We start from the raw sequence: 24,782 nt of genomic DNA, 5'->3' as shown, positions 1-24,782 counted from the left end.
AGGTGCTTGTCAGCAATTTGGCTGTGTAATTTGGTACGGCTGGAAGAGAACTGGCTGTAGCAGCGTGACAAATAATAGCGACCTGAAGGTGAAAAGCATGTCTGAACAGTACGAGGCTCCCGGGTCAACGGGACCCTTACACACATATACTGAAGCAGTTGACTGGATTAATGGTCTGATTCCATTTGGTATCAGACCTGGCCTGGAACGAATTGAACGGTTGATGACCATGCTTGGTGAGCCGCATCGACATCTGAAGTTCATCCATGTAGCTGGAACCAACGGCAAAGGCTCTACCTGCGCGATGCTTACATCCGTGCTGCTGGAGAATGGTTACGATGTTGGGACTTTTACCTCTCCCTACATCACCAAATTTACAAATCGTTTTCAGTTTAACGGAGCTGACATTTCCGAATCGGATCTTGTGATGCTGTCCAATCGTCTGTACCCATTGGTACAGGAAATTGCGGAGACAGAGCTTGGCTCCCCCACCATGTTCGAGGTAGCTACGGCCCTTGCCATTTTGTATTATGCAACAGTTACTTTTCCTGATGTTGTGGTATGGGAGACAGGGCTCGGGGGAAGGATGGATGTTACCAACATTGTCACCCCGATTGTGTCGGTGATTACCAATATCGGCTTCGATCATACGGATATTCTGGGGGATACGCTGGAGCAGATTGCTGGAGAGAAGGCAGGGATTATCAAATCCGGTGTGCCTGTCGTGAGCTGTGTCACTCAGCCGGAAGCTCTTGAAGTGATTCGGAGGACTGCCATTGCTAAGGGGGCTACGCTCTATCTTGCTGGTGAGCATTTCATATATGAGCTGCTTGGGGCCGATGAGCATGGACAGAGTTTCCGCTTTGCTGGTCCGTTCAGAGAATTGGAGATTTCGATCACCATGCTGGGCGAGCACCAATGTACGAACGCAGCCGGTGCTATGATGACACTGGAGGTACTGCGCCAGTATATGGCTTTCGTACTTGACGATGAGCCGTTGTTGGAGGGCTTCCGAAAGACACACTGGGCGGGGCGCTTGGAGCTGTTATCAACGGAGCCGAGAATCGTCGTCGATGGTGCTCATAACCCTGAAGGGGCAGAGTCACTGGCCAAGAGCATTCCTTCGCTGTTCAAGTACCGGAAGTTGATTTTCATGATGGGGATGCTTGCGAACAAGCATCACGAAGCTTATCTCAAGCATATACTGCCACTAGTGGATACGCTTATCCTGACCGAGCCCGATTTTCGCCGCAAGATGGATGCCGGAGAACTGGCAGACCTGGTGGATAGATTGCGCCCATTATATGCAAAACAAGATTTACAAGTCATTGTGGAACGAGACTGGAAGCAGTCGCTTGAGCTGTTGAAGTCGCGTACAGAAGAGGGGGATCTAGGAGTCGTGTCCGGCACATTGTATCTGATTTCCGATGTGCGTGCGACTCTTGTGCATCAGACCGATTCGGAAAAAGGTTGGTGAAATTTTTTGTTGAATACTGCAGAACATGTTCATTTTATCGGTATCGGCGGTTATGGAATGAGCGCCATTGCACGGGTCATGCTGGAAATGGGGTACACGGTGACCGGCTCGGACGTTGCGGCACAGGAGCTGACCGAGAAGCTGGCAGCAAAGGGTGCAAAAATATACATTGGCCATACGGCGGAGCATGTACATGGTGCTGATCTGGTCGTATATTCAACAGCATTATCACGTGATAATGTGGAGCGCGTAGCAGCTGAGCAGTTGAATATACCTACCCTGCATCGATCACAAATGTTGGCACGGCTGATGAATGAACGGAAAGGTGTAGCGGTAGCTGGAGCTCATGGCAAGACAACGACCTCTTCGATGATCGCTCTCGTCATGGAACGTTGCGGAACGGATCCCACATACATTATCGGTGGAGAGATTATGAATGTGGGCACCAATGCCAAGGCTGGCACGGGAGATTGCGTCGTTGCTGAGGCGGACGAGAGCGATGGCTCCTTCCTGCAATATCATCCGTGGCTAGGGATCGTTACGAATATTGAAGCGGATCATCTTGAGAACTACAATGGGGATTTTGCCGAGCTCAAGAAAGCCTATGTCCAGTTCCTGAATCAGATTAGACCTGAGGGAACAGCTGTCGTATGTGCGGATGACGCTAATATTCAGGAGCTTAGCTCGCAATTGACGACTCGTCTGACGACCTATGGAATCGATTCCGAGGCGGAATACACTGCAACCGATATTCACCTGGGAGATCGTCAGGTATCCTTTATGATGAATCATAAAGGTCAGCCGCTTGGTGTGATTCGTCTGTCTGTACCTGGACGCCATAATGTGTATAATGCCATGGCTACAGTCATTGCTTGTCTGGAGGCAGGAATTGAATTCAGCCGTATTGCCGAGGCGATTGTAGAATTTAACGGGGCCAAGCGACGCTTTCAAGTGCTGGGTGATTATAATGATATTCTGGTTATTGACGATTATGCTCACCATCCTACGGAGATTGAAGCCACGATCAGTGCTGCACGAGCTACAGGGAAGCGTATCGTTGCTGTATTCCAGCCACAGCGGTATACCCGTACCTTCTTCCTGCTGGATGCGTTCAGTCGTGCCTTTGGCGGAGCGGATGAGGTCATCATAACCGATATTTACTCTCCAGCTGGAGAGAAGCAGATTGAAGGAATTCATTCCTCCAAGCTGGTGGAGCTGATTGTAAGTAATAGCAATGCTAATGCTCGCTATCTGCCTACCAAGGAGGCCGTAGTGCAGGAGCTTCAGCAGCGAATTCAGCCGGGAGACCTTGTCATTACGATGGGAGCCGGAGATATCTGGAAGGCTGGGGAAGCACTTGCTCAGCATCTGAAGGGGCGTTTGTCCTAGACTACAACTTGAAGTGTCCTGTCGTCGATTTATCGGCGGCTCAGGGCACTTTTTTTTGAACAAAACAGTCATAAAACGGGAACGCGGTGCATACAACTTGATATGAGGCTTAAAGGGACAAGGGGTGTGTACCGTGAATAATTCCAGAATGACGTTCCACTTCAATCAGCCAGAGGCTGATCCATCGAAGCAAACGACGCATGGTTCTGCTAACAGACTGCGACAGGCTCGGCAAGAGCCGACTGAATTCTTAGTGACGGAGCCTGCTGTGCAAAGCATAGAAGAGTTCGAAGACAGTCCGTCCAAGGTGGACAAAGTGCCTGTACCGGGACATGAGGACTGGGACGACCCGTTCGGAGCATCTGCTTCTTCATGGTCTTCTCCTGCTTACTGGAGAGAAAAGGTAAGTCCTGTTGCACGAGTCCGTCGTACCTCACCCTGGAAAATTGCTGGCTCTGTAACCAGCGCTTTGATGACGGGTGCCTTGTTCGGCTATATTGTGCTGGCCATCTTCGGTGATAGCAGCAGTGTGCAAGCACCATCACTTGAGAATCAGGCTGCTGTTCCTGTATTCTCTCAGGAGCAGGGCACACTTGCTGAGCTTACTGTACCTCCATCATTTCCTGTGGTAGAGGCGAAGATATCTCCAAGCTCTTACTACATGCTTCAATATGGAGTATTCAGCTCGGAGGAACGCGCCCAGCAGGCTGCAACAGAGCTTGCCGCCGCTGGTGTAGCCTCTGGAAGGGAGACTCTTGAGGATAACAGGGTATATGCGGGAATCTCTCCTGACCGGGAGCAGGCGAAGCTGCTGGGAGGGCAAATGAAGACGCAAGGCATGGAGCTGTATGTCCGCCAGTTGGATCTTCCTGGAGCAGACAGGCTTGCTTTTACGGGTACTCCGGACGGAGCAGAGGAATATTTTACGGTCAGCACCGAGCTTGTTCACAGTTTGGCAACTTTGTCTGCCTCATTGCTTCGTGTGGCGCAGCCTGGTGAGGTGCAAGACTCCACCATGTCAGAGCTAGAGAGCATACATCAACGCTGGACGGAGAGCGTGACTTTATTGTCCAAGGGGATTCCCGGCGAAGCGAAATCGCTCGTAGAGGGAGAATTAATCAAGTCGATGAACAGTGCGATGTCGGCTTTGTCGGAGTACAACAAGAATAAGGCGAAGGAGCATTTATGGGAGGTACAATCCTCCATGATGAAATATGTTTTTGGACAGCGGCAGCTGCTGGAATTCATCAAACAATAGCCAAGTGTCCTATGATCCGGCGTGGAACTGGAAATACTTCCCCGTGCCGGATTTCTGTTTGTGTTGCACCTGAAATCACCGTATAATAATATGGTGTAAAAAAATGGCGAGGGAAGATCAGGATGAGGAAAAATGCAGGCATATTTACGCTGTTTATTATTCTCGGCTGGCTGCTGGGGGCTTGGATTGCCAAGGCGCTTCAGTCGGTTCAGGTTCTGTCCTTCTTGACGAAGGCTACGTCCATAACATGGAAGCCTGCGGCTGATCTGGATATCATCAGCTACAATATAACATTAACATTGCAGATGAGCCTGCTCAGTTTGATCGGCATTATTGTAGCGATCTGGCTGTACCGCAGGCTCTAGTTGTGGTCAAAGGAGTAAGCTACTGTGATGAATATGGATGTTCCGCATATCATCTTGGCATCGGGATCACCGCGTAGACGAGAGCTCATGACTGCATTGCAGTTGCCATTCGAGGTAATTGTCAGTCATGCGGACGAAGAGGTTGAGGAAGGTCTAAGTCCTACACAGATTGTTGAATCTCTGGCTCTTCGGAAGGCATCTTCTGTGCGTGATACGATGGAGCCTGACGCAGCAGAGGCTGTTATCGTTGGGAGCGATACGATTGTGGTGCTCGATGGCGAGGTTCTCGGCAAGCCTGTAGATCATTCGGAGGCTGTTCGAATGCTTACAGCATTGCAAGGAAGAACCCATGAAGTATTCACAGGTGTGGCTTGTCTACATACAGGAAACGGAATGACACGGATTAGTAGTCGTAGAACGCTCGTAACGATGAAGCCTCTGGATGAGCAGTCTATTCGGGCGTATGTTGCTACAGGAGAGCCCGCAGATAAGGCGGGTGCCTACGGAATTCAAGGACTTGGAGCCACCCTGGTGGAAGCGATCGAGGGGTGCTATTTTAACGTGGTTGGGCTACCAGTGTCTCTTTTGACGGACATGTTGTCTGAATTCGGGATACATGTGCTTCGCCCGTAATAAAAGGGGAATGCTATGATGGAGTCGCATAAGTTCATGCTTCGCGACCTCCCCCATGAAGAACGACCAAGAGAGCGCATGATGCAGTATGGGGCCGAGGCTTTAAGTCATGCTGAGTTGCTTGCCATTCTACTAAGGACAGGCACACAGCAGGAATCAGCTTTACATTTGGCACAGCGGATTTTGATGCAAGCAGGTAATCTGCGCCAACTGGTGGATCTCAGTCTTGAAGAAATGATGGAGATCAAGGGAATTGGGACAGCCAAGGCACTTCAGCTCAAGGCAGGTATCGAACTCGGGCGTAGGTTAGCCCTGTCCCGGCATACGTTGTCTCCCGCAATCCGTAGTCCTCGCGATGTCTCCGACCTGCTCTCTGAGCAGCTCCGATATTTGCAGAAAGAGCATTTTGTCTGTCTTTTTCTGAATACGAAGAATGTAGTGATTGCTCAAGAGACCTTGTCGATTGGCAGTCTTAACGCTGCGGTGGTGCATCCTAGAGAAGTGTTCCGGGCAGCCATCAAATGCAGCAGCGCCTCTATCATTTGCGCCCATAATCATCCGAGCGGAGATCCTACACCCAGTAAGGAAGATGTTCAATTGACGCAACGCCTGATCGAGGCGGGCAGCATCGTCGGAATTGATGTACTGGATCATATCGTCATCGGGGATGGACAATACGTAAGTTTGAAGGAACGAGGTCTTATATAATATAATGTGTTGGTTGGTAATACCATAGGCTCATGAATACCACACATTTCCCTCAACGTATGCATTCGGTCGGAATGACCGCATAATAACATATTACATCAATAATGGAACTGACTAGAAAAGGAGATTACAGCATGTTTGGTGGATTTACAAAGGATTTGGGAATTGATCTCGGGACAGCAAATACATTGGTCTATGTACGTGGACGCGGCATTGTCGTAAGAGAGCCTTCGGTAGTGGCTCTGCGGACAGACACGAAGAGCATAGAGGCAGTTGGTGAATCTGCCAAGAAAATGATTGGACGTACGCCTGGCAATATTCGTGCGATTCGTCCTATGAAGGATGGAGTAATCGCCGATTTTGATACTACAGCCACGATGATCAAGTACTTTATTCGTCAGGCTCAGAAGCAACGCTCCATATTTCCGCGCCATCCGAACGTCATGGTATGCGTACCTTCCGGCATTACAGCTGTAGAACAGCGGGCAGTGGAGGATGCGACAAGACAGGCAGGAGCTCGTGAAGCATACACCATTGAGGAGCCATTTGCAGCAGCGATTGGAGCTGATCTGCCAGTATGGGAGCCTACAGGTAGCATGGTCGTAGATATCGGTGGAGGAACAACTGAGGTTGCTGTGATCTCCCTTGGAGGTATCGTGACCAGCCGCTCTGTGCGAGTAGCCGGTGACGAAATGGATGAATCCATTATCCAATATATCAAGCGTCAATATAATCTGATGATTGGTGAGCGCACCTCCGAGCAGTTGAAGATGGAAGTGGGTTCGGCTATGCCACTGGAGACCGTGGAGACAATGGAGATTCGCGGACGTGACCTGGTGACAGGCCTTCCGAAGACCATTACAATTACATCAGATGAGATTAGTGAAGCGCTATCGGATACAGTAAATGCGATCGTAGATGCTGTGAAAGTGACTCTGGAGAAGTGTCCTCCCGAGCTGGCGGCTGATATCATGGATCGCGGTATTGTGCTTACAGGCGGTGGCGCATTGCTTCGGAATCTGGACAAGCTGCTTGCTGGCGAGACTGGCATGCCAGTCATTGTCGCTGAGAATCCATTGGATTGCGTTGCCATCGGTACAGGAAAAGCACTCGAAAACATCCACCTGTTCAAATCGCGTAGCAGCTCTGCAGTCCGCTCCAAACGTTGAATCGGGGGTGTAACCACTGTTTAAGCTGCTTGGGAACAAAAGACTGTTTATTCTGCTGATCGGTATTGTTACATTTATAGCCCTGATGGGCTTCACATTGAATAACAGGGAATCTCTGTCCTGGCCTGAGAAGTTTGTCAGGGATACTACTGGTTTTGTACAAAGCATCTTTTACAAGCCCGCTGGAGCCGTAGCGGGCTTCTTCAAAGATATTGCGAATATGCGAGCTGTCTATCAGGAGAATGAGCAGCTGAAGATTGCAGTTGCTCGTTATACCCAAAATGAAGTTCGCATTAGTGGTCTTGAAGAAGAGAACAAGCGTCTGCAGGAAGAGCTCAATTTCACGGAAATGCAGAAAAATAAATACAACTACACGGACAAGATTGCCAATGTTGTTAATGTTGGCTCTGATCCTGTCGTGAAGACCTTGACGATTGATATCGGCTCTAATGAAGGCGTCAAGCCTGGTATGGCCGTTCGCTCCATTGATGGATTGGTCGGTGTGATTGATCATACGGCCAACTTCACTTCTACAGTCAAGCTGCTGACCTCACTGGACCCGACTACAAATGCCATCGCAGCTACAGTAGTGGGCAGAGAGGATCAAGCCTTCGGTATGCTTGAAAGTTATAATCCTAATACAGGTAAGTTCGAGATGACACGGATCGAAGAGGGCGATGTTGTAAAGCCCGGTGATCAGATCATGTCCTCCGGGACTGGTGGGGAATTTCCAAAGTACATGCTGATTGGGAAGGTAGAAGAGGTAAAGGTCGGAGAGTTCGGTCAGACACGTACAGCAATTATTGAACCAGCCGCGAAATTCTCAGACTGGAAGGAACTCTTTGTTGTATTCACTCCAGAGGTGCCTGAATCATGAGGTTCCGCGGACATGTCCTGATCATGCTTCTATTTGTGCTCTTTATCGTGGAGGGTACGATTATCCCTTGGCTGATTCCAGGTGGCTGGCAGTATCGTTTGTCTCCTAATTTGGTCTTTATCATTATTTTATTCGTATCGGTATATTATCATCGTCATACTGCACTTGTGCTAGGCATTATCTTCGGATTGCTACATGATATCATCTTTTATGGAGCCATGATTGGACCTTATTCATTCGCTATGGGGTGTGCAGCTTACCTGATGGGTCTGATCTTTCAGGCCCCGCGTGCTCCCATGCCGATCATGATGACTGTAGTACTGCTAGGAAGTCTACTCTTTGACTCCACTCTGTTCGGCATCTATCAGCTATTTCAGCTCAATGTGCACTCATTTAACTGGGCGCTTACCCAATATATGATCCCCAATCTATGCGTGCATTTCCTGTTTGCATTGATCATCTATGTACCTATGCGTAAGCAGTTCGAGCTTCTGGGTGGCCGTCCCAAAAAAGAAGAGAGCTTGTAGCTGCAGTTTTTGCGGGGCCAAGCAGGAGATTCGACGTTCCGGCGCGAAAGAGTTGGGATGGGAGGGACAGGCTAATGACGGTTAAACCAAATCGTGTTACGATTAAAGGCATCAAAGACGGCCTGGTATTCCTGCTGGATGATCAATGTGAATTTGATGAACTGCTGGGAGAATTGCGCTTCAAGCTTGAGCATAGCCACCAAAATATATTGACTGGACCGATAGTTCATGTAGATATTAAGATGGGGAACCGTGAAATCAGCGAAGAGCAGAAGGAATCTTTACTGGAGGTACTACGTACTAGGGGAAATCTGCTTATTCGCTCCGTTGAATCACCGAACCTGCAGTCCGAGGATGACAAGGGACAGCATATTCATACGATGACAGGTATGGTCCGTTCGGGCCAGGTGCTGCATTACAACGGAAATCTGTTGTTTCTGGGTGACGTGAATCCGGGAGGAGCGATTACTTGCACGGGTGATCTGTTCATTCTCGGTTCATTGCGAGGAATGGCTCATGCGGGAATGGAAGGCAATAGAGAGGCGATTATTGCCGCTTCTTACTTCGCCCCTACTCAGGTACGGATCTCGGACGTAATCAGTCGTCCCCCGGATGAATGGGAATCACGCGAGGCCGGCATGGAATTTGCATATCTGCAGGAGGATACCATGCAAATTGACAAAATTACGAATATTGGCAGACTTCGCCGTGAATTTAATGTGTTTAAAGGAGTGTAGCGCATGGGAGAGGCCATAGTTGTCACCTCGGGAAAAGGCGGCGTCGGTAAAACGACGACCTCAGCAAATATCGGAACAGCTCTCGCACTGCTCGGCAAGAAGGTGTGCCTGGTCGATACGGATATCGGCCTCCGCAACCTGGATGTGGTTATGGGACTGGAGAATCGCATCATTTACGATCTTATTGATGTAGCAGAAGGACGCTGCCGCTTGAACCAAGCCTTGGTGAAGGACAAGCGCTTTGAGGAATTATATATGCTTCCTGCTGCACAGACGAAAGATAAGAATGCTATTACGCCTGAACAGGTCAAGGATATTATTCTGGAGCTCAAGAAGGATTTTGAATACATCATTATTGACTGTCCTGCAGGAATCGAGCAAGGATTCAAGAATGCCATTGCCGGAGCAGATCAGGCTATTGTCGTTACTACGCCGGAGAATGCAGCAGTACGTGATGCAGACCGGGTTATCGGACTGTTGGAAAATTCGGAGATTGGCTCGCCGAAGCTGATCGTCAACCGGATTCGTAGCAGCATGGTGAAATCCGGGGATATGCTGGATATCGACGGCATTTTGCAGGTACTGAACATTGATTTGATCGGAATTGTGCCTGATGATGAGCTTGTCATCAAGGCAGCTAACATCGGTGAACCTACCGTCATGAATCCGGATTCTCAGGCTGCGATTGCATATCGTAACATTGCTCGGCGTATTCTGGGAGATACCGTTCCATTGATGCAATTGGATCAGAAGACAAGTGTGCTGACTCGCTTCAAGAAATTCTTCGGGGTCAAGAGCTGACTATCTGAAGGTGTAGCTCCCTTGTAGCTGTGAGCTCAACCTTTATTCCTTATCGATTGGCTTACGGATATCGTCTTGATAGTAGTCAAAAAAGAGCTGCTGATGTGTTCCTCTCACCGCGTAGAGCACATCAGCTATTCGTTTTCCTCTGCTCCTCACTTCATTTTCCAGCCATTCTTTGCTTAATCCCTGATTTTGGAGGTTTTGTTCCAGGATTACCCCATCCATAACCAGTTCAATAGGGAACTTCTGGGTACTTGGTGCAAGCTTCATATCCTTCCTAGTTACGAGTTGGTAGTCCTCCTTCAATAGCACCGAAACTGTCCCATTATCCTCAAGAACCGCATAGTCGACCTCACTCAGATTGAAAATCCCCTTGCTTCGTAATACCTGATTCAGCGTATCAAGCGTATACCTTATCTTCTTCATGTTATTCTCAAGGATCTTCCCATTCTCGATCAGCACAGTTGGCGAGCCAGAAATCCATTTTCGCAATTTACTACTCTTGATCGCTATGACGGATAGCAAAAATGAAATGCTGGCCATGACACCGAGTGTCAGAATAAAATAGGAATATTTCAACGGTACATTAAACGCCAAATTAGCTGCAACGGACCCAAGCGTAATATTGGTTACAAAATCATGTAACGTCATGTTAGATATAGTCTGTTTACCAAGTAAACGGGCAATTAGCAATACGCTGAAAATGGCTAATATAGTTCGAACTATAATGTCTGCGTAAGTCTGCATTTGAATAATCCCTCCTCCTATGTTCATTATTTCCACACGAGATCAAACACCACTTGTTAACGACAATTTTTCACCAACTGGTCATAAGGCACATAAGTCTTCTGCTCAATGCGTTTGGTTCTGCTCATAAGTTGGAGCCCGTCCTCATATACATGAAGCAAAAGATCCTCGCTGGAGGGACAGAACATGGACAGAGATACAGGAATTAAACGTCGTCGCGAAATGCGCATTCAGGAGCTACTCACACAGGAGATACATCCTCAGGATGTTTACCGGCAGAGCATGCGCCTACAAGAAGAGAACTCGAATATACGGACCATCGATCCGTATATTCGAGGAAGGCAGTCACAAAAGCGCAATTCGCTCAACCCGAAGTCGTCGGCGCCACTTATGAAGGATTCAACAATGCGTGCCGGACAAGCGCAGGAGATGGAGCCAGATCCAGAATTCGAATGGAAAAAAAATAGGCATCGCTGGAATGATAGTTTCACAGCTCCACGAAAGCCTTCATTCGTGGCATCGTTAATCCGAAGGCTATGGGTAAGTGCTGCTTTGTTTGGATTGGTGTGGGGAGTATTCCACTGGGAAATGCCATATAGCTCGGAGATTCGCTTGTTTGTAGCGGATGCAATGCATCGTGATATGGATGTACAGTCTGTTGCTGGTTGGTATGAGGAGCATTTTGGCGGCTCACCGACCTTCTTACCTATATTCAAGGGTCTGGAGCAGAAGGTGCAGCAGGTGCATGGACAGCATCACTTGGCACCTCCTGTACGAGGCAGCATTGTCCAGCCCTTTGCCGTGAGCTTGAAAGGTATAGAGATTGTGCCGGAATCCTTTTCAACCGACCCAGTCCTGGTTAAGAGTATGGATGCGGGACGAGTCATGGATGTCGTACCAGGCACGGAAGGAGACAGCACAGTAGTCATTCGTCATACAGATGGACTGACTGCTATATATGGGCGCTTGTCGGGCACCTCGCTGAGGACTAATGATTGGGTACAGGAAGGGGACGTTGTGGGGCAATTTACAATCATGCAGGAAGCACAAGAAACCAATACCTTGTACTTTGCTGTGAAGCAGGGAGAGCAGTATGTAGACCCGGCAGAAGTGGTAGCGTTTGATTAAGGTCAGAGGAGTAAGGCTGTCCTTACATCCGCTCTTCGTTCTGATCATGATGGCCTCGGTGCTTACAGGACATTTTATCGAGCTAGTGACCTTGTTTGCCATTGTGTTCGTTCATGAGTTGGGGCATGCTGCTGCTGCATCGATGCTCGGAGCGAGAGTAGTGTCCATTCAGATGCTTCCCTTCGGCGGTGTGGCCGAGATTGAGGACCAGGGCTGTCTTCCAGCATGGAAGGAGATTGTGATTGCACTCGCCGGGCCTCTGCAAAATCTGTTTATGATTGCGGTGCTGCTCTTGATTCGTAATCTGGGGACAGAGCAACACGAATTTATCGACTATGTCATCCGTGGCAACCTGATGATTATGTTATTTAATCTGCTGCCTGTGCTTCCACTAGATGGTGGAAAGATTGTCCAGGCGTTGCTGAGTATACTGCTGTCCTATCATGCTGTTCTCCAGCATACGTTACGCGTTAGTATGGTCTGCAGTATCATAATGTGTGTAGCGGCGATTATCCCTGCCCTCTCAGGCAAGGGATCACCGTATTTGAATATGCTCGCTATGGGCTTGTTTCTCTTTTACTCCAATTTAACTGACTACAGGAACCTTCCCTATCGTTTTGTCCGCTTCCTGCTTGGTCGAGATAATCAATACCGTAAAAAGCTAGAGAAGGGAATCATTGCCACGCCAATCATCTCTCATCCGGTGCAACATTTGGAGGGGATTCTGCGTCTATTTAAGAGGGAGAAATACCATATGATTTATGTCATGAATGAAGAGGGTGGCATTATAGCCATGCTCCCGGAGCAGCGGTTAATACGATCTTTTTTCACTAATTATCATGCATCTGGTCCACCTGACCGAAATATATCATAGTGGGGTAATATGGAAAAAATAGAGATATAAACTCATCATAAAAGTTGTTATGATAGATAGAGGAACTTAGCCGGGATAGGAGAATTCCATGAAACAGATGATCGTACACCATAAGCAGCAGACCACGCAGATGGCTCTACTGGATCAGGGAAGACTGGTAGAATATGCTGCGGAGCGTTCACGGGAGCGGGATACGCTGGGCTCCTTCTACAAAGCGCGTGTAGTCAATGTGGTTCCTGGCATGCAGGCGGCATTCGTTGACATCGGCCAGCGTAAGAATGCTTTTTTGTACGTGGATGATGTACTGCACGCTCATACGGACAAGCAGCCGAAGGTGAAGCCCGATATTGCCAGTCTGCTTCATGTGGGGCAAGAGCTGATTGTGCAGGTATTCAAGGAGCAGTTCGGTAATAAAGGAGCAAGAGTTACAACCCATTATTCGTTGCCTGGGCGCTGGATCGTGTATATGCCCTGTGCTGATTATGTAGCCGTCTCCAAGAAGATTGAGCGTGAAGGGGAGCGTGCCCGCCTGAAATCCTTGGGGGAGCAAGTGCGAACTGGCGAGGAAGGACTAATCATTCGGACTGTCTCCGAGGACGAGGGCCAGGAGGCGATTGAAAGTGATCTGCGCTTGCTTCGCAGGCAATGGGAAGCCATACAATCCAAGGCAGAACGGACAAATGCACCGGCAGAGCTACATAAGGATCTAAGTATTGTACAGCGGTTCATACGCGATGCATTCACACCCGAGCAGGATGAGCTCATCATTGATACGGAGTCACAGGTGGAGGAGGCCATTGCCTTTCTTGAGGGGCTTGGAGTCAGCCGACCCTCCGTCAGACTGTACAAAGGGGCAGAGCCTATTTTTAACGCCCATGGTGTCCAAGAGCAGCTTGAGCGGGATTTTGCCCGTAAAGTCTGGTTGAAGGGCGGAGGCTACATCATTATTGATCATACCGAAGCTCTGACCGTTATTGATGTAAATACAGGCAAATATACAGGCGGTAGTAATCTGGAGGAGACGGTGACCCAGACGAATATGGAAGCCGCATCAGAGATTGCTCGTCTGATGAGAGTACGTGACATTGGCGGGATCATTATTGTCGATTTCATTGATATGGAAAGGGACGAGCATCGAAAGGAAGTGGCGAGTGTGCTTGAGCAGGAGCTGAAGCAGGATCGGACCAAGTCCTACATTGTAGGCTGGACGAAGCTGGGGTTACTCGAGATCACTCGCAAGAAGGTTCGTGAGGAGAAGACGCTTGTGCCTTAATGAGCTGATGGTCGCATGATTGAAATAATATCTTGAAATCACATACCACATATGCTAGAATCATCTGGTATGTGTATGATCTATTGCTGCACATGCTGTAACCGCACCAGTGAGGTCGAAGTGTGACATTCCTAGTGGATGTGACCACCTGCATCAGGGCGAGTCTGAGAAATAAGGAGGTGCAAGCAATGTACGCAATTATCGAAACTGGTGGCAAGCAATACAAAGTTCAAGAGGGCGATGTATTGTACATTGAGAAGCTGAACGCAAATGATGGTGATACTGTAACTTTTGACCGTGTCCTGGCTGTGTCCAATGACAAAGGTCTTAACGCAGGTACTCCACTCGTATCCGGAGCTTCCGTAACAGCTAAGGTTGAGAAGCATGGCAAAGGCCAAAAGGTTGTTGTATACAAATACAAACCGAAAAAGAACTACCATGTGAAGCAAGGTCATCGTCAACCTTACACTAAAGTAACGATTGAAAAAATCCAAGCATAAGAGGGTTCGATAAGTGATTATCGTACACATTAAGCATACGGAGAACGGAAGCATCGCTGGTTTTTCGGTGAAAGGTCATGCGAACTATGCTAAATCCGGTGAAGACATTGTGTGTGCTGGAGTATCAGCCGTCACTGTAGGAACAGTTAACTCGATTGAAGCTTTGACAGGTGTCGTGCTCAACTCGAGAATGAAGGACGGATTTTTAAGTGCCGATCTTCCTGAACTGCCTCATGATCATGTCTTTGACGAGATTCAGCTGCTGATGAAATCTATGGCTGTTATGTTGGAGACTATTGCAACGTCATACGGTAAGTATATTGAAATACACAATTCCTAAATGAAGGAGGTTGACACGATGTTGAGATTGGACCTTCAGTTGTTCGCATCCAAGAAGGGTGTGGGCTCCACAAAGAACGGACGTGATAGCCGTTCCAAACGTCTGGGTACAAAGCGTGCTGACGGACAAACCGTTACTGGCGGAAGCATTCTGGTTCGTCAACGCGGAACGAAAATTCATCCGGGTACGAACGTGGGAATCGGTAAAGACGACACTTTGTTTGCGAAAGTAGACGGCGTTGTTAAGTTCGAGCGTTGGGGACGTGACCGCAAAAAAGTTAGCGTCTATCCGGTTGATGTCGCTCCGGTAGCGGCTGCAGTAGAAGCTTAATAGCGGTTGAACCGTGACCAGGCCTCCGGCATTACGCCGGGGGCTTTTTTTGAATCATGGATCATTCGAATTATGAATCATTTGGATCATGGGTTCAGGCATTAGAGGTATAGCAGTAATATTCTTTTTTATTGGTAATGTACTGGAAAGTAACTCATGCTATACTGGATGTTGAATTCATGATCTGACCTTAAGCGTTGAGAACGGAGAGAAGCCATGTTATTGCGGAAATATTTACCGCTGCTGGCGGTATGTTCGATTCTGATTCCTTTCGTTATAGCACTTTTATTTCCGGGTACAATGAGTATAGTCCTGCTTGGGCTTTGGGGTGGCGTGGCAGGTGTTACTGCGATGCGGATTGCCCAACGTAAAAAAGATACCGAGCAAGCTTCAGCCATTCGGGAGTTGAAGCAGACGGCAATGGATACATTAACGCACCACAGGCATGATTGGATGAATGATCTGCAGGTGCTCTACGGATATATCCGTATGGGGAAGCATGAGAGGTCGGTCCAGTACGTGGAACGAATCAAGGAACGTGTTCTTGAGGAGAGCCGAGTTGCCAAGCTGGGTGTCCCATCACTTGTATTCTACTTGCAGTCGTTCCGGACATGCTCTGGTGACCTACAGCTAAGCATTCATGTGGAAGACCAACTGCAACTGGAGACTGCCATCTCTCCCGAAGACGGCGAGTCGCTTGCTTCAGCCGTCATTGAGTTTCTTGATGCCTGCAAGCACAGAGAGGGCCGGTCGTCCTGGGGAGAAGTGCGCAGCCTGAGCTTGTATTTTGAGATGGACCATGAAGATATTGTCGTGCGTATTGAAGGAGACGGGATACCTGAGCAATCGGACAAGCTGTTACAGCTGCGATCCGTTGTCAGTAATACCCGGGTAAGAGCAGAAGAGCATCCGTCAGGGCATATTATTCGAATGAGGATGCAGTGTCAAGCATAAGGAAGGTGAAATTGCATGTTTGTAGATAAAGCCAAAATTTATGTCAAAGGCGGAGACGGCGGGGATGGACTCGTAGCGTTCCGTCGTGAGAAGTATGTGCCTAATGGAGGTCCAGCGGGCGGTGATGGTGGAAAAGGTGGTCATGTGATCTTTCGTGTAGACGAGGGTCTTCGTACCTTGATGGACTTTCGTTATCAGCGTCACTTCAAAGCACCTAAAGGCGAGAAAGGGCGTAACAAGAGTCAGCATGGCGCCAACGCGGAGCATATGGTCGTTCGTATACCGCCAGGTACCATGATTCTGGATGATGATTCTGGTGAGATGCTTGCCGACATGACCCGCCATGGGCAAGAGGTTATCGTTGCCAGAGGTGGACGTGGTGGACGTGGGAATATGCGTTTTGCTACGCCAGCTAATCCTGCACCTGAATTGGCTGAGAATGGTGAAGATGGACAGGAGCGTTATATTACGCTGGAGCTTAAGGTCATGGCTGACGTCGGACTTGTCGGATTCCCTAGTGTCGGCAAATCCACACTGCTGTCCGTTGTATCGGCTGCTACTCCGAAGATTGGAGCCTATCATTTTACAACCATTACACCGAATCTTGGTGTTGTCGAAGCGGGAGATGGACGTAGCTTTGTTATGGCTGACCTTCCAGGGCTGATTGAAGGTGCCAGTGAGGGTGTAGGGCTTGGTCATGAGTTCCTCCGTCACATTGAGCGTACACGCATCATTATCCATGTCGTGGATATGGCAGGCTCAGAGGGCCGTGATCCTTATGATGACTGGTTGAAGATCAATGAGGAGCTTAGACAGTACAATGCGAATCTGGAGTCCCGTCCGCAGATCGTTGCAGCCAACAAGATGGATATGCCGGAAGCTGCTGAGCATCTGGAGGAGTTCCGCCGTCAGGTAGCTGAGGTACGTCCGGATCTCGAAATTCTTCCGATTTCCTCACTTACACGCCAAGGTATTCAGGAGCTACTATATCGCGCAGCCGAGCTGCTGGATCAGATTCCTGATGAGCCAGACGTTGAGGAAGTAGCAGAGCTTCAGGAGCGTAAGGTGTACAAGCTGGAGACGGAGGAAGATAACAGCTTCCGTATCGTGAGAGAGAACGACATCTTCGTTGTCGAGAGCGTGAAGATCGAACGTATGATGAAGCGGATGCAGCTAACGTCGCATGAGGCAATTCTCAAGCTGGCCAGAACACTGCGCCACATGGGGGTGGATGACGAGCTGCGGAAGCGCGGTGCCAAGGATGGCACGATTGTGCGCATTAATGATTTTGAATTTGAATTCGTTGAGGGTAGCAGTTACTACTAAGTCAGCAGACATCCCTCAATTGTAGTGGATACTGATCAGAAGGTCATAGGGGCAAAGCCTCTATGCATGAATATTAGATTCACATATGAAGAACACGATCCTTGCTATAGAGCGAGGGTCGTGTTTTTGCATATACAAATGATTCATGGGAGTCTTACCTTACATCTGGTGTAATAGGGACACTTGGCTCATCGGGACATAAAGTTATTGCTCTAATTCATTTCTTTCGATATAATGTCCTCTATATGAAAACATAAGTCTTTGAGGAGAGGACGTTTGTGAAAGAACGCTACTATTTGGTTAATGAGGATATTTTGCCTGAAGCCATTGTGAAGACGATTCAAGTGAAACAGCTTCTAGCCTCCGGGGACGTCAAGACAGTTCATGAAGCCGTAGAGCAGGTGGGCCTGAGTAGAAGCGCTTTTTATAAATACAAAGATGGTATCCACCTGATCAATCAGCTCGAACGAGAGCGCATTGTGAATGTCTCTATTGATCTAGAGCATCAATCAGGATTATTATCCAGGGTATTGGCAATGGTAGCAGAGCATGGAGGGAATGTCTTGACGATTCAGCAGAGCATTCCACTGCAGGGCCGAGCCAACGTGGTCATTTCTGTGGAAATGTCGAGGTTGAATGAGGATCTTGGGGGTATGCTGGAGGATCTGCAAAGCGTTGCAGGAGTCAAGAGAGTCCGTATGATTGGACAGGGGTACATGGGTGTGATCTAAGTTGGAATAGTGAGGGGATATCATGAAACCGGTGAAGATAGGCTTATTGGGATTAGGGACTGTAGGTACTGGGGTTGTCCGAATTGTGGAAGGCAATCAAGAGGATCTCAGCAGCCAGGTTGGCTCACCGATCGTTATCGAGAAAATCGCAGTAAAGAACACAGAGAAGACTCGTTCCATTCCGATTGAACCATCCAAGCTCACCGAGGATCCTTGGGAGGTCATTCACGACCCGGAGATCGATGTCATTATTGAAGTTATGGGCGGTGTAGATAAGACCAAGACTTATCTGCTGGAGGCATTGGAGCGTGGCAAGCACATTGTGACAGCCAACAAGGATCTCATGGCTCTGCACGGCTCCGAAATTCTGGCCAAGGCACAGGAGAAGCAATGCGATGTGTTCTATGAGGCGAGTGTTGCCGGAGGTATCCCGATTATCAGAACGCTGATTGAGGGCTTCTCTTCGGATCGAATTACCAAGATCATGGGCATTGTGAACGGGACGACCAACTATATATTGACGAAAATGAGCAAGGAAGGTGCATCCTATGCAGAGGTGCTTAAGGAGGCTCAGGAGCTCGGCTATGCAGAATCGGACCCTACCTCCGATGTAGAAGGGCTGGATGCTGCACGTAAAATGGCGATTCTCGGTACACTTGGCTTTAGATCCAATGTGGAGCTAAGCGACGTTCAAGTCCGGGGAATCTCCGGGGTATCGAGTGAGGATATCCTGTATGCCAAGCGTCTCGGCTACGAAGTGAAGCTGCTCGGCATAGCTGAGCGTAAGGATGATCAGTTCAGCATTAGCGTCGAGCCTACGCTGGTAAGACAGAACCATCCACTGGCTTCTGTGAATGGGGTCTTTAATGCGGTCTTCGTTCATGGTGAGGCCGTAGGAGAGACGATGTTCTACGGTGCTGGAGCGGGTGAGATGCCCACGGCAACCTCTGTTGTAGCAGACCTGGTGGCTGTCATTAAGAATCTGAAGCTGGGTGTGAACGGACTGAAGGGGATCGTGCCGTATAAGACCAAGAGCATCACAAGTGACGAAGAGGTGTACTGCAAGAACTTCATTCTGCTCCATGTCGATGATAAGGCTGGCGTTCTGGCCCGAATTACGCAGGTGTTCGCAGAGTTTGGAGTTAGCCTTGCGTCTGTAGTGCAGCAGCCGAATGAGCATAATCCGAATGCCGAAATTATAATAGTGACCCATATGGCGAGCAAGGCCAACATGAAGAAGGTACTGAGCCATTTTGAGTCACTGAGTGTCATTCGCCGAATCAAAAGCGTATACCGCGTAGAAGGATAGGAGAGGGAGCTCTAGCAGCCCCTTGCTGAAACGTGGACGATAAAAGGAGCTGTAACCATTGGATTATCCCGAAATGCTTGCAAGTGATATGAATCAAGGAACAGTCTTAAGGTGTTGCTGGAAGGAGGCTTGTAGCCCATGCCGACCATAGGCAAAGTCTCCAGAGTCAAGATACCTGCCAGTACCGCCAATCTCGGTCCAGGCTTCGATACCTTGGGAATGGCCCTGTCGCTATATGCCTGGATTGAAATGAAGCCTTCTGAACATACAGTTTTCCACATGTATGGTGAGCAGCTGGAGGGGGTGCCTGGTGACAAGAGTAATCTAATCTATCAGGTGGCACAGCAGGTGTTTGAAGCAGCAGATGTGGCCGTCCCTGAGCTTGAGATCTCGATGTACTCGGATATTCCGCTCACCAGAGGGCTGGGGAGCAGTGCATCAGCGATTGTTGGTGCACTGGCTGCGGCGAATGCACTGATTGGCTCGCCTTTATCTGATGCCAAGCTGTTTGATATGGCGACCTCCATTGAGGATCATCCTGACAATGTCGGGGCTTCTTTGTATGGAGGAATTGTAACAGCGATCTGGGATGGACAGCATGCGGACTGTATTCGATTGGAGCCTGACGTAAATCTGGAGGCGCTCGTCGTGATCCCTCATTTTCAATTATCCACTTCCAAGGCCAGACAAGTTCTGCCTTCGGAATTCGGCATGAAGGACACGGTATACAATATCAGTCATTCATCGCTGTTGGTGGCGGCTTTGGCGACGGGGCAGTTGGATAAGGTCGCAGCAGCTATGAAGGATCGTGTTCACCAGCCATACCGTGCTGCACTTGTGCCTGGCATGACAGAGGTACTGGAGGACGCTCATAAGCATGGTGCGCTGGGAGCTGCTCTTAGCGGAGCTGGGCCAACGTTGCTTGTGCTTGCTGATCGACGATCAGACCGTAAGGCTGAGCTAGAGAATTATGTCACGAGCAAAATGCAAGAAGCGGGTATTGAGTCTACGGTTATGTGGTTGCGTCCAGAGCCGAATGGAGTTAAGGTATACAACGGGGAGGATGTTCTTCCCTTCTTGGATATGATAAAAGGGGAAACGGAATCATGAAACGAATTGCATTGCTTCAGGAAGGAACAGTATCCCACGAGGCAGTGAACAACCTGCTTGCGGGCGAGCCAGCACAGTTGGTTCATTATCAGCAGATCACGGATGTTTTCCGGGCAACGGCACAGGGGACTACGGATTATAGTGTCATTCCCATCGAGAACACGATCGACGGTTCCGTAAGCCTGCATCTGGATTGGCTCGTGCATGAGGTGGATATTCCCATGCAGGTGGAGTGGGTATATCCTTCCAAGCAGAATCTGATCGGATCAAGTCAGGAGTTCACCCTTCCGTCGGGAGAGCTGGATTTAAGCAAAATTGTAAAGATTATGTCTCATCCAGTGGCTATTCCCCAGTGTCAGAAATTCATACGAGAGCATGTTCCGCAAGCACAGCTGGAAAGCGTCAGCAGTACAGCACAGGCAGTAGAGATTGTGAAGCAAAATCCGGGCCAAGGCTGGGCAGCCATCGGCACGACTCTTGCTGCGCAGACTCATCAGCTGGACATATTGGCGAGTGGCATCACGGATCATCACAATAATTTTACAAGATTTGTCCTGATTGGCCAGCAGCCTCTTGTACTGCAACGGCAGCCGGAGGGGCATCGGACGAGCGTATTGGTCATGCTCCCATCAGACTATCCTGGAGCGCTGCATCAGGTGCTGGCTGCTTTCGCATGGCGTCGTTTGAACCTGCTGCGGATCGAATCCAGACCGACGAAGAAGCAGCTCGGCAGTTATTATTTTTACATTGAAGTGATGGAGTCGGTTGAATCAGTACTGCTCACGGCAGCCTTTGCAGAGATTGAAGCTCTGAAATGCCAAGTGCGAGTGCTGGGTTCTTACCCGTGCTTCCCATATTTAGACAATACTATAAAGATTGATTGAATTAGCGGAGGTGGCCATGATGGCAGAGCAGTGGATTTATCTGGATGGAGAATATGTTACGAAAGAAAATGCTAAGGTATCCGTATACGATCACGGATTTTTGTACGGAGACGGAATCTTTGAGGGTATTCGGATTTATGGAGGAAATATCTTTAAATGCAAGGAGCACTTGGACCGTCTGTATGACTCCGCCAAGTCCATTCAATTGAACATTCCATTGACTCAGGACGAAATGCGTGATGTGATGGCTGAGACCATCCGCCGAAACGACATGCGTAACGGCTATATTCGTCTCATCGTGTCCCGTGGCCCTGGTAACCTCGGTCTGGACCCGAATCGCTGTCCGAAGGCTAGCGTTATCATAATTGTAGAGCAGCTTGCGATCTATCCAGAGGAAGCCTACAAAACAGGCCTCAAGACGGTCTCCGTCTCCCAACGTCGTAATATTCCGGATGCGTTGAATCCGAAGATCAAATCCTTGAACTACCTCAACAACATTCTCGTAAAAATCCAGTCCAACTACGCCGGTGCTGGGGAAGCGATTATGTTGAACTCGCAGGGCTATGTAACCGAAGGCTCCAGCGACAATATTTTCATCATCAAAAACGGTACGGTATTTACTCCTCCATGCTATCTTGGTGCCCTTGAGGGGATTACTCGTAATGCCATTATTGAGCTGTGCGATAAGCTGGGGTACACGCTGAAGGAGCAACCATTTACCCTGCATGATGTCTATGTCGCGGATGAAGTGTTCTTTACGGGAACGGCAGCTGAGGTCATTGCTGCTTATGAAGTGGATGGACGTACCATTGGTGCTGGCGTTGCAGGCCCAATCACATTGAAGCTGCTGGAAGAGTTCCGTAAAATTGTAACTGTAGATGGCTACAAGGTATGGTCCGAGTAACTTTTTAATTCGAATAGTCTTTTTATTGGAGAAGTGGCTTTGCTCTCCTCCAAGTACAACCTAATTATTGCCCCAGGATATTTGTCCTACATGGGTATGTATTCTCTGTTAACCTCTTTGGCTACCTACGGCTGAAGAGGTTTTTTCTCGTCATTGCATTATTGCTTTTGGTGAGGAACGGTATTTTTTTCGTTTATAGGATGTCATATGCCCAGAAACTGCATAGGATGTATTAACGAACAAGGGCGAATGCCATGCCCAGGAATGCCGAGGAGGTTAGCGAACAGGTGAAGATACACATTGTTAAAAAGGGAGACAGCATGTACTCTCTCTCTAAAAAGTATAATGTCGAGCTAGATAAGCTGATCAGCATGAATCCACAGATTACAAATCCGGATGTCCTGAACGTTGGGGATAAAGTGAAAATCCCGACTGCACCGGTCGCCACCCAGCCAACAAAACCAATCGTCCATGAGCACAAGGTGCAGCAGGGAGATACGCTATGGAAGCTCAGCAAGGCGTGGGGAGTCAGCCTGAAGGATATGATTGATGCGAACCCGCAACTTAAAAATCCAAATGCGCTGCTGGTTGGTGAGGTTGTGTATATTCCGGGTACCGTCGCAGCCAATACACCTTCTAATTCCGCTAATCCCCAAATGCCTTCTGTGTCTGGGGAGATGAATGCCAAAAAGAAAAATACAGCCGTCAAGGAAGAGATGGAGAAACCTGAGGAAAAAGATACGAATGTAGCTAATGAGAGTAATGAAGGGCATGAAGAGAATGAAGAAAATGAGAAGCTAGAGGCTGAGTACAATGAGCCTTGGAAGGAAGAGAAGGCCATAGAACACGCAAAAGAGAATATGGCAAAAGTGGAAGCGAAAGAAACGAAGAAGAGCCAGCCGATGCCTGAGCTGCCGAAAATGCCAGACCTTCAACAGATGGCCTCCGAGCTTTTCAAGAAGCAGCCTGAACCCGTAGCCTATCAGCCTCAAAGTATGTCACCAGCGCAGAAGTCCAATATCAATCCTCAATTAAGTCCTTTATCCCAGCCTGACTACAATAATGCTAATATTCAGCCTATGTACCAGCCTGCGTCCAAGGGAAAGGGAAAACAACAAGTAGCTCCATGGGGGGAGCAGTCTGAGACGGTAGAGCATCCCTATATGTCTTACCAGCTTCCTGCCTATGAGGCCTACTCCCCGGCTTATCCTGAGGGTAATTCACCTATGGGAATGGGGAGCAGTCCTTACATGGGGTCTAATCCTACCCTTGGAGCTAACGTCTCCATGGCATCTAACCCGATGTTTCCAGGGATTGGTGCGGGTGATGAGAACAGTTATATAATGCCAGCAACGGATGAGAACATGCAGCCTATGGTAAATATGGGATACCAAGAAAATATGAACATGCCTTATGGCTACAGTCCGGAGTATACAAGTGCTCCACAGGCTGAAGCAAATACATGGGCGCCTAGTTCTCAAGCGACTGAATCGCCCTATTCATGTCCTCCAGGGTATATGTGGCCGATGCAGCCTTGGGGCTACCCTGCACAGTATCCATCCTATTATGGTGGCCATCCATTCTCACCAACGCCTTGGGGGCATGGAGAGCATATGCCATACTATAATCAGTCGCCAGGCTATTTGAATACAGAGAACACGTCTTATTCGCCACTAGGGGAGCATGTCACTAAAAAGGCAGAGGTTCAAAGCACTAATGCTAATATGCTACCTTATCCTCCCTATAATTGCGGATGTCGTGCTGAAGAAGGAGCAGACTATGATTCGACGAGGGTGACTCCACAAAAGAAGCAGAAGAAGAGTGCAACGAAGTCCACAGGTAAAGCTTCAATATCGAGTGCTCGATCTTCATCCAAGAAAAAGTCAACGGCGAGTAGCGTGACGAAGTCACGTCGAACCACGAAGGGAAGCTCTCGAAAAAATCCCTGGCTGCAAGGCTAGTGCAATTATAGTGAAATAACATGGAGCGGTGAAGGCTTGCACTCACCGCTTCTTCTCATACTCGGGGATAATGAGCTGCTTACAAGTGATAGGAAAATTAATTATTAAAATAATGCTTGCAATTAATAATTCATCATGATATATTATTTAAGTCGCCGCTGAAATGCAGTGATGACGCAAGAAAAGAAATAAATAAATGAAGTTGATCTTTGAAAACTGAACAACGAGTGAGCGAATTTCACGCAAGTGAGATTCAAACAATGAGATATTAAATCTCGTCAGATTCAAAATGAGCTATCGCTCTTTTCAATAACTTTATTGGAGAGTTTGATCCTGGCTCAGGACGAACGCTGGCGGCGTGCCTAATACATGCAAGTCGAGCGGACTTGATGGAGAGCTTGCTCTCCTGAGAGTTAGCGGCGGACGGGTGAGTAACACGTAGGCAACCTGCCCTCTGGACTGGGATA

Annotated in this window: 26 protein-coding genes, 1 rRNA gene and 1 other annotated feature; of the genes, 26 read left to right on the top strand and 1 reads right to left on the bottom strand. The window is 48.6% G+C overall.

The genetic code is table 11. The features are described 5' to 3' along the window. Positions 1-97: 97 nt before the first annotated feature. From D328_RS0112820 to minD, 11 genes are all read left to right on the top strand, one after another. Complete coding sequence (locus tag D328_RS0112820) at positions 98-1,477, top strand: bifunctional folylpolyglutamate synthase/dihydrofolate synthase (RefSeq protein WP_018885420.1); 1,380 nt, start codon at positions 98-100, stop codon at positions 1,475-1,477. A 9-nt stretch (positions 1,478-1,486) separates the two neighbouring features. Continuing rightward, on the top strand, positions 1,487-2,866 hold the full coding sequence (gene murC / locus D328_RS0112815; RefSeq protein WP_018885419.1) for a UDP-N-acetylmuramate--L-alanine ligase: 1,380 nt from the start codon (positions 1,487-1,489) through the stop codon (positions 2,864-2,866). Between the two features lie 133 nt (positions 2,867-2,999). Further along, positions 3,000-4,124 carry an SPOR domain-containing protein gene (locus D328_RS0112810; protein ID WP_018885418.1) on the top strand — a complete coding sequence of 375 codons (1,125 nt, stop codon included), beginning with the start codon at positions 3,000-3,002 and terminating at the stop codon, positions 4,122-4,124. Positions 4,125-4,246: 122 nt separating this feature from the next. Next, positions 4,247-4,489 (top strand): DUF4321 domain-containing protein, encoded by a 243-nt coding sequence (locus D328_RS0112805; RefSeq protein ID WP_018885417.1) that lies wholly within the window; start codon positions 4,247-4,249, stop codon positions 4,487-4,489. A 27-nt stretch (positions 4,490-4,516) separates the two neighbouring features. After that, a complete protein-coding gene (locus D328_RS0112800; RefSeq protein ID WP_018885416.1) occupies positions 4,517-5,122 on the top strand; it encodes a Maf family protein in 606 nt (201 codons plus the stop codon). Between the two features lie 15 nt (positions 5,123-5,137). Then, the gene (gene radC, locus D328_RS0112795) at positions 5,138-5,830 is read left to right on the top strand and encodes a RadC family protein (protein WP_197031731.1); all 693 of its coding nucleotides are present in this window, start codon (positions 5,138-5,140) and stop codon (positions 5,828-5,830) included. A 134-nt stretch (positions 5,831-5,964) separates the two neighbouring features. Beyond that, entirely contained in the window at positions 5,965-6,999 is a 1,035-nt protein-coding gene (locus tag D328_RS0112790; protein ID WP_018885414.1) for a rod shape-determining protein, read from the top strand. A 43-nt stretch (positions 7,000-7,042) separates the two neighbouring features. Then, positions 7,043-7,876: a rod shape-determining protein MreC gene (gene mreC, locus D328_RS0112785; RefSeq protein WP_407667792.1), complete on the top strand. Its 834-nt coding sequence runs from the start codon at positions 7,043-7,045 to the stop codon at positions 7,874-7,876. Further along, entirely contained in the window at positions 7,873-8,403 is a 531-nt protein-coding gene (mreD, locus tag D328_RS0112780) for a rod shape-determining protein MreD (RefSeq protein WP_018885412.1), read from the top strand. Before mreC ends, mreD begins: the two co-directional genes overlap by 4 nt. Before the next feature lie 74 nt (positions 8,404-8,477). Further along, positions 8,478-9,140, top strand: coding sequence for a septum site-determining protein MinC (gene minC / locus D328_RS0112775; RefSeq protein WP_018885411.1), 663 nt, complete (start codon positions 8,478-8,480; stop codon positions 9,138-9,140). A 3-nt stretch (positions 9,141-9,143) separates the two neighbouring features. Next, the gene (gene minD, locus D328_RS0112770) at positions 9,144-9,941 is read left to right on the top strand and encodes a septum site-determining protein MinD (protein WP_018885410.1); all 798 of its coding nucleotides are present in this window, start codon (positions 9,144-9,146) and stop codon (positions 9,939-9,941) included. 42 nt (positions 9,942-9,983) lie between these two features. On the opposite strand, the gene D328_RS0112765 is transcribed toward minD, so the two are convergent. Further along, positions 9,984-10,691, bottom strand: coding sequence for a DUF421 domain-containing protein (locus tag D328_RS0112765; RefSeq protein WP_018885409.1), 708 nt, complete (start codon positions 10,689-10,691; stop codon positions 9,984-9,986). Positions 10,692-10,877: 186 nt separating this feature from the next. Here D328_RS0112765 and D328_RS0112760 point away from each other — a divergent pair, with 186 nt between their 5' ends. From D328_RS0112760 to D328_RS0112690, 15 genes are all read left to right on the top strand, one after another. Further along, positions 10,878-11,819 carry a peptidoglycan DD-metalloendopeptidase family protein gene (locus D328_RS0112760; RefSeq protein ID WP_018885408.1) on the top strand — a complete coding sequence of 314 codons (942 nt, stop codon included), beginning with the start codon at positions 10,878-10,880 and terminating at the stop codon, positions 11,817-11,819. Next, positions 11,812-12,693, top strand: a complete 882-nt coding sequence (locus tag D328_RS0112755) for a M50 family metallopeptidase (RefSeq protein ID WP_018885407.1) — start codon at positions 11,812-11,814, stop codon at positions 12,691-12,693. The genes D328_RS0112760 and D328_RS0112755 overlap by 8 nt, the downstream gene beginning before the upstream one ends. Positions 12,694-12,781: 88 nt before the next feature. Then, positions 12,782-13,966, top strand: coding sequence for an Rne/Rng family ribonuclease (locus tag D328_RS0112750; protein ID WP_018885406.1), 1,185 nt, complete (start codon positions 12,782-12,784; stop codon positions 13,964-13,966). A gap of 89 nt (positions 13,967-14,055) precedes the next feature. After that, positions 14,056-14,142 (top strand) — a sequence feature (ribosomal protein L21 leader region). A gap of 12 nt (positions 14,143-14,154) precedes the next feature. Continuing rightward, entirely contained in the window at positions 14,155-14,466 is a 312-nt protein-coding gene (gene rplU, locus D328_RS0112745) for a 50S ribosomal protein L21 (RefSeq protein WP_018885405.1), read from the top strand. A 13-nt stretch (positions 14,467-14,479) separates the two neighbouring features. After that, a complete protein-coding gene (locus D328_RS0112740) occupies positions 14,480-14,806 on the top strand; it encodes a ribosomal-processing cysteine protease Prp (RefSeq protein ID WP_018885404.1) in 327 nt (108 codons plus the stop codon). Between the two features lie 18 nt (positions 14,807-14,824). Then, positions 14,825-15,136 carry a 50S ribosomal protein L27 gene (rpmA, locus tag D328_RS0112735; protein ID WP_018885403.1) on the top strand — a complete coding sequence of 104 codons (312 nt, stop codon included), beginning with the start codon at positions 14,825-14,827 and terminating at the stop codon, positions 15,134-15,136. 216 nt (positions 15,137-15,352) lie between these two features. Continuing rightward, positions 15,353-16,090 (top strand): Spo0B domain-containing protein, encoded by a 738-nt coding sequence (locus tag D328_RS0112730; RefSeq protein WP_018885402.1) that lies wholly within the window; start codon positions 15,353-15,355, stop codon positions 16,088-16,090. Positions 16,091-16,105: 15 nt separating this feature from the next. Further along, positions 16,106-17,416 carry a GTPase ObgE gene (gene obgE / locus D328_RS0112725; protein WP_018885401.1) on the top strand — a complete coding sequence of 437 codons (1,311 nt, stop codon included), beginning with the start codon at positions 16,106-16,108 and terminating at the stop codon, positions 17,414-17,416. A 278-nt stretch (positions 17,417-17,694) separates the two neighbouring features. Next, entirely contained in the window at positions 17,695-18,147 is a 453-nt protein-coding gene (locus D328_RS0112720) for an ACT domain-containing protein (protein WP_018885400.1), read from the top strand. A gap of 22 nt (positions 18,148-18,169) precedes the next feature. Beyond that, positions 18,170-19,456, top strand: coding sequence for a homoserine dehydrogenase (locus D328_RS0112715; protein ID WP_018885399.1), 1,287 nt, complete (start codon positions 18,170-18,172; stop codon positions 19,454-19,456). A 138-nt stretch (positions 19,457-19,594) separates the two neighbouring features. After that, positions 19,595-20,566 (top strand): homoserine kinase, encoded by a 972-nt coding sequence (gene thrB / locus D328_RS0112710; RefSeq protein WP_018885398.1) that lies wholly within the window; start codon positions 19,595-19,597, stop codon positions 20,564-20,566. Beyond that, positions 20,563-21,450 carry a prephenate dehydratase gene (gene pheA / locus D328_RS0112705; RefSeq protein WP_018885397.1) on the top strand — a complete coding sequence of 296 codons (888 nt, stop codon included), beginning with the start codon at positions 20,563-20,565 and terminating at the stop codon, positions 21,448-21,450. The genes thrB and pheA overlap by 4 nt, the downstream gene beginning before the upstream one ends. 19 nt (positions 21,451-21,469) lie before the next feature. Then, positions 21,470-22,354, top strand: coding sequence for a branched-chain-amino-acid transaminase (ilvE, locus tag D328_RS0112700; protein ID WP_018885396.1), 885 nt, complete (start codon positions 21,470-21,472; stop codon positions 22,352-22,354). Between the two features lie 287 nt (positions 22,355-22,641). Then, positions 22,642-24,315: a LysM peptidoglycan-binding domain-containing protein gene (locus D328_RS30285; protein WP_018885395.1), complete on the top strand. Its 1,674-nt coding sequence runs from the start codon at positions 22,642-22,644 to the stop codon at positions 24,313-24,315. A gap of 315 nt (positions 24,316-24,630) precedes the next feature. Beyond that, positions 24,631-24,782, top strand: a 16S ribosomal RNA gene (locus D328_RS0112690); the annotation flags it as partial.

Origin of the sequence: Paenibacillus massiliensis 2301065 = DSM 16942 (genome assembly GCF_000377505.1) — a bacterium.
GTDB lineage: Bacteria > Bacillota > Bacilli > Paenibacillales > Paenibacillaceae > Paenibacillus > Paenibacillus massiliensis.
This window is presented reverse-complemented; position numbering and strand designations above follow the sequence as displayed.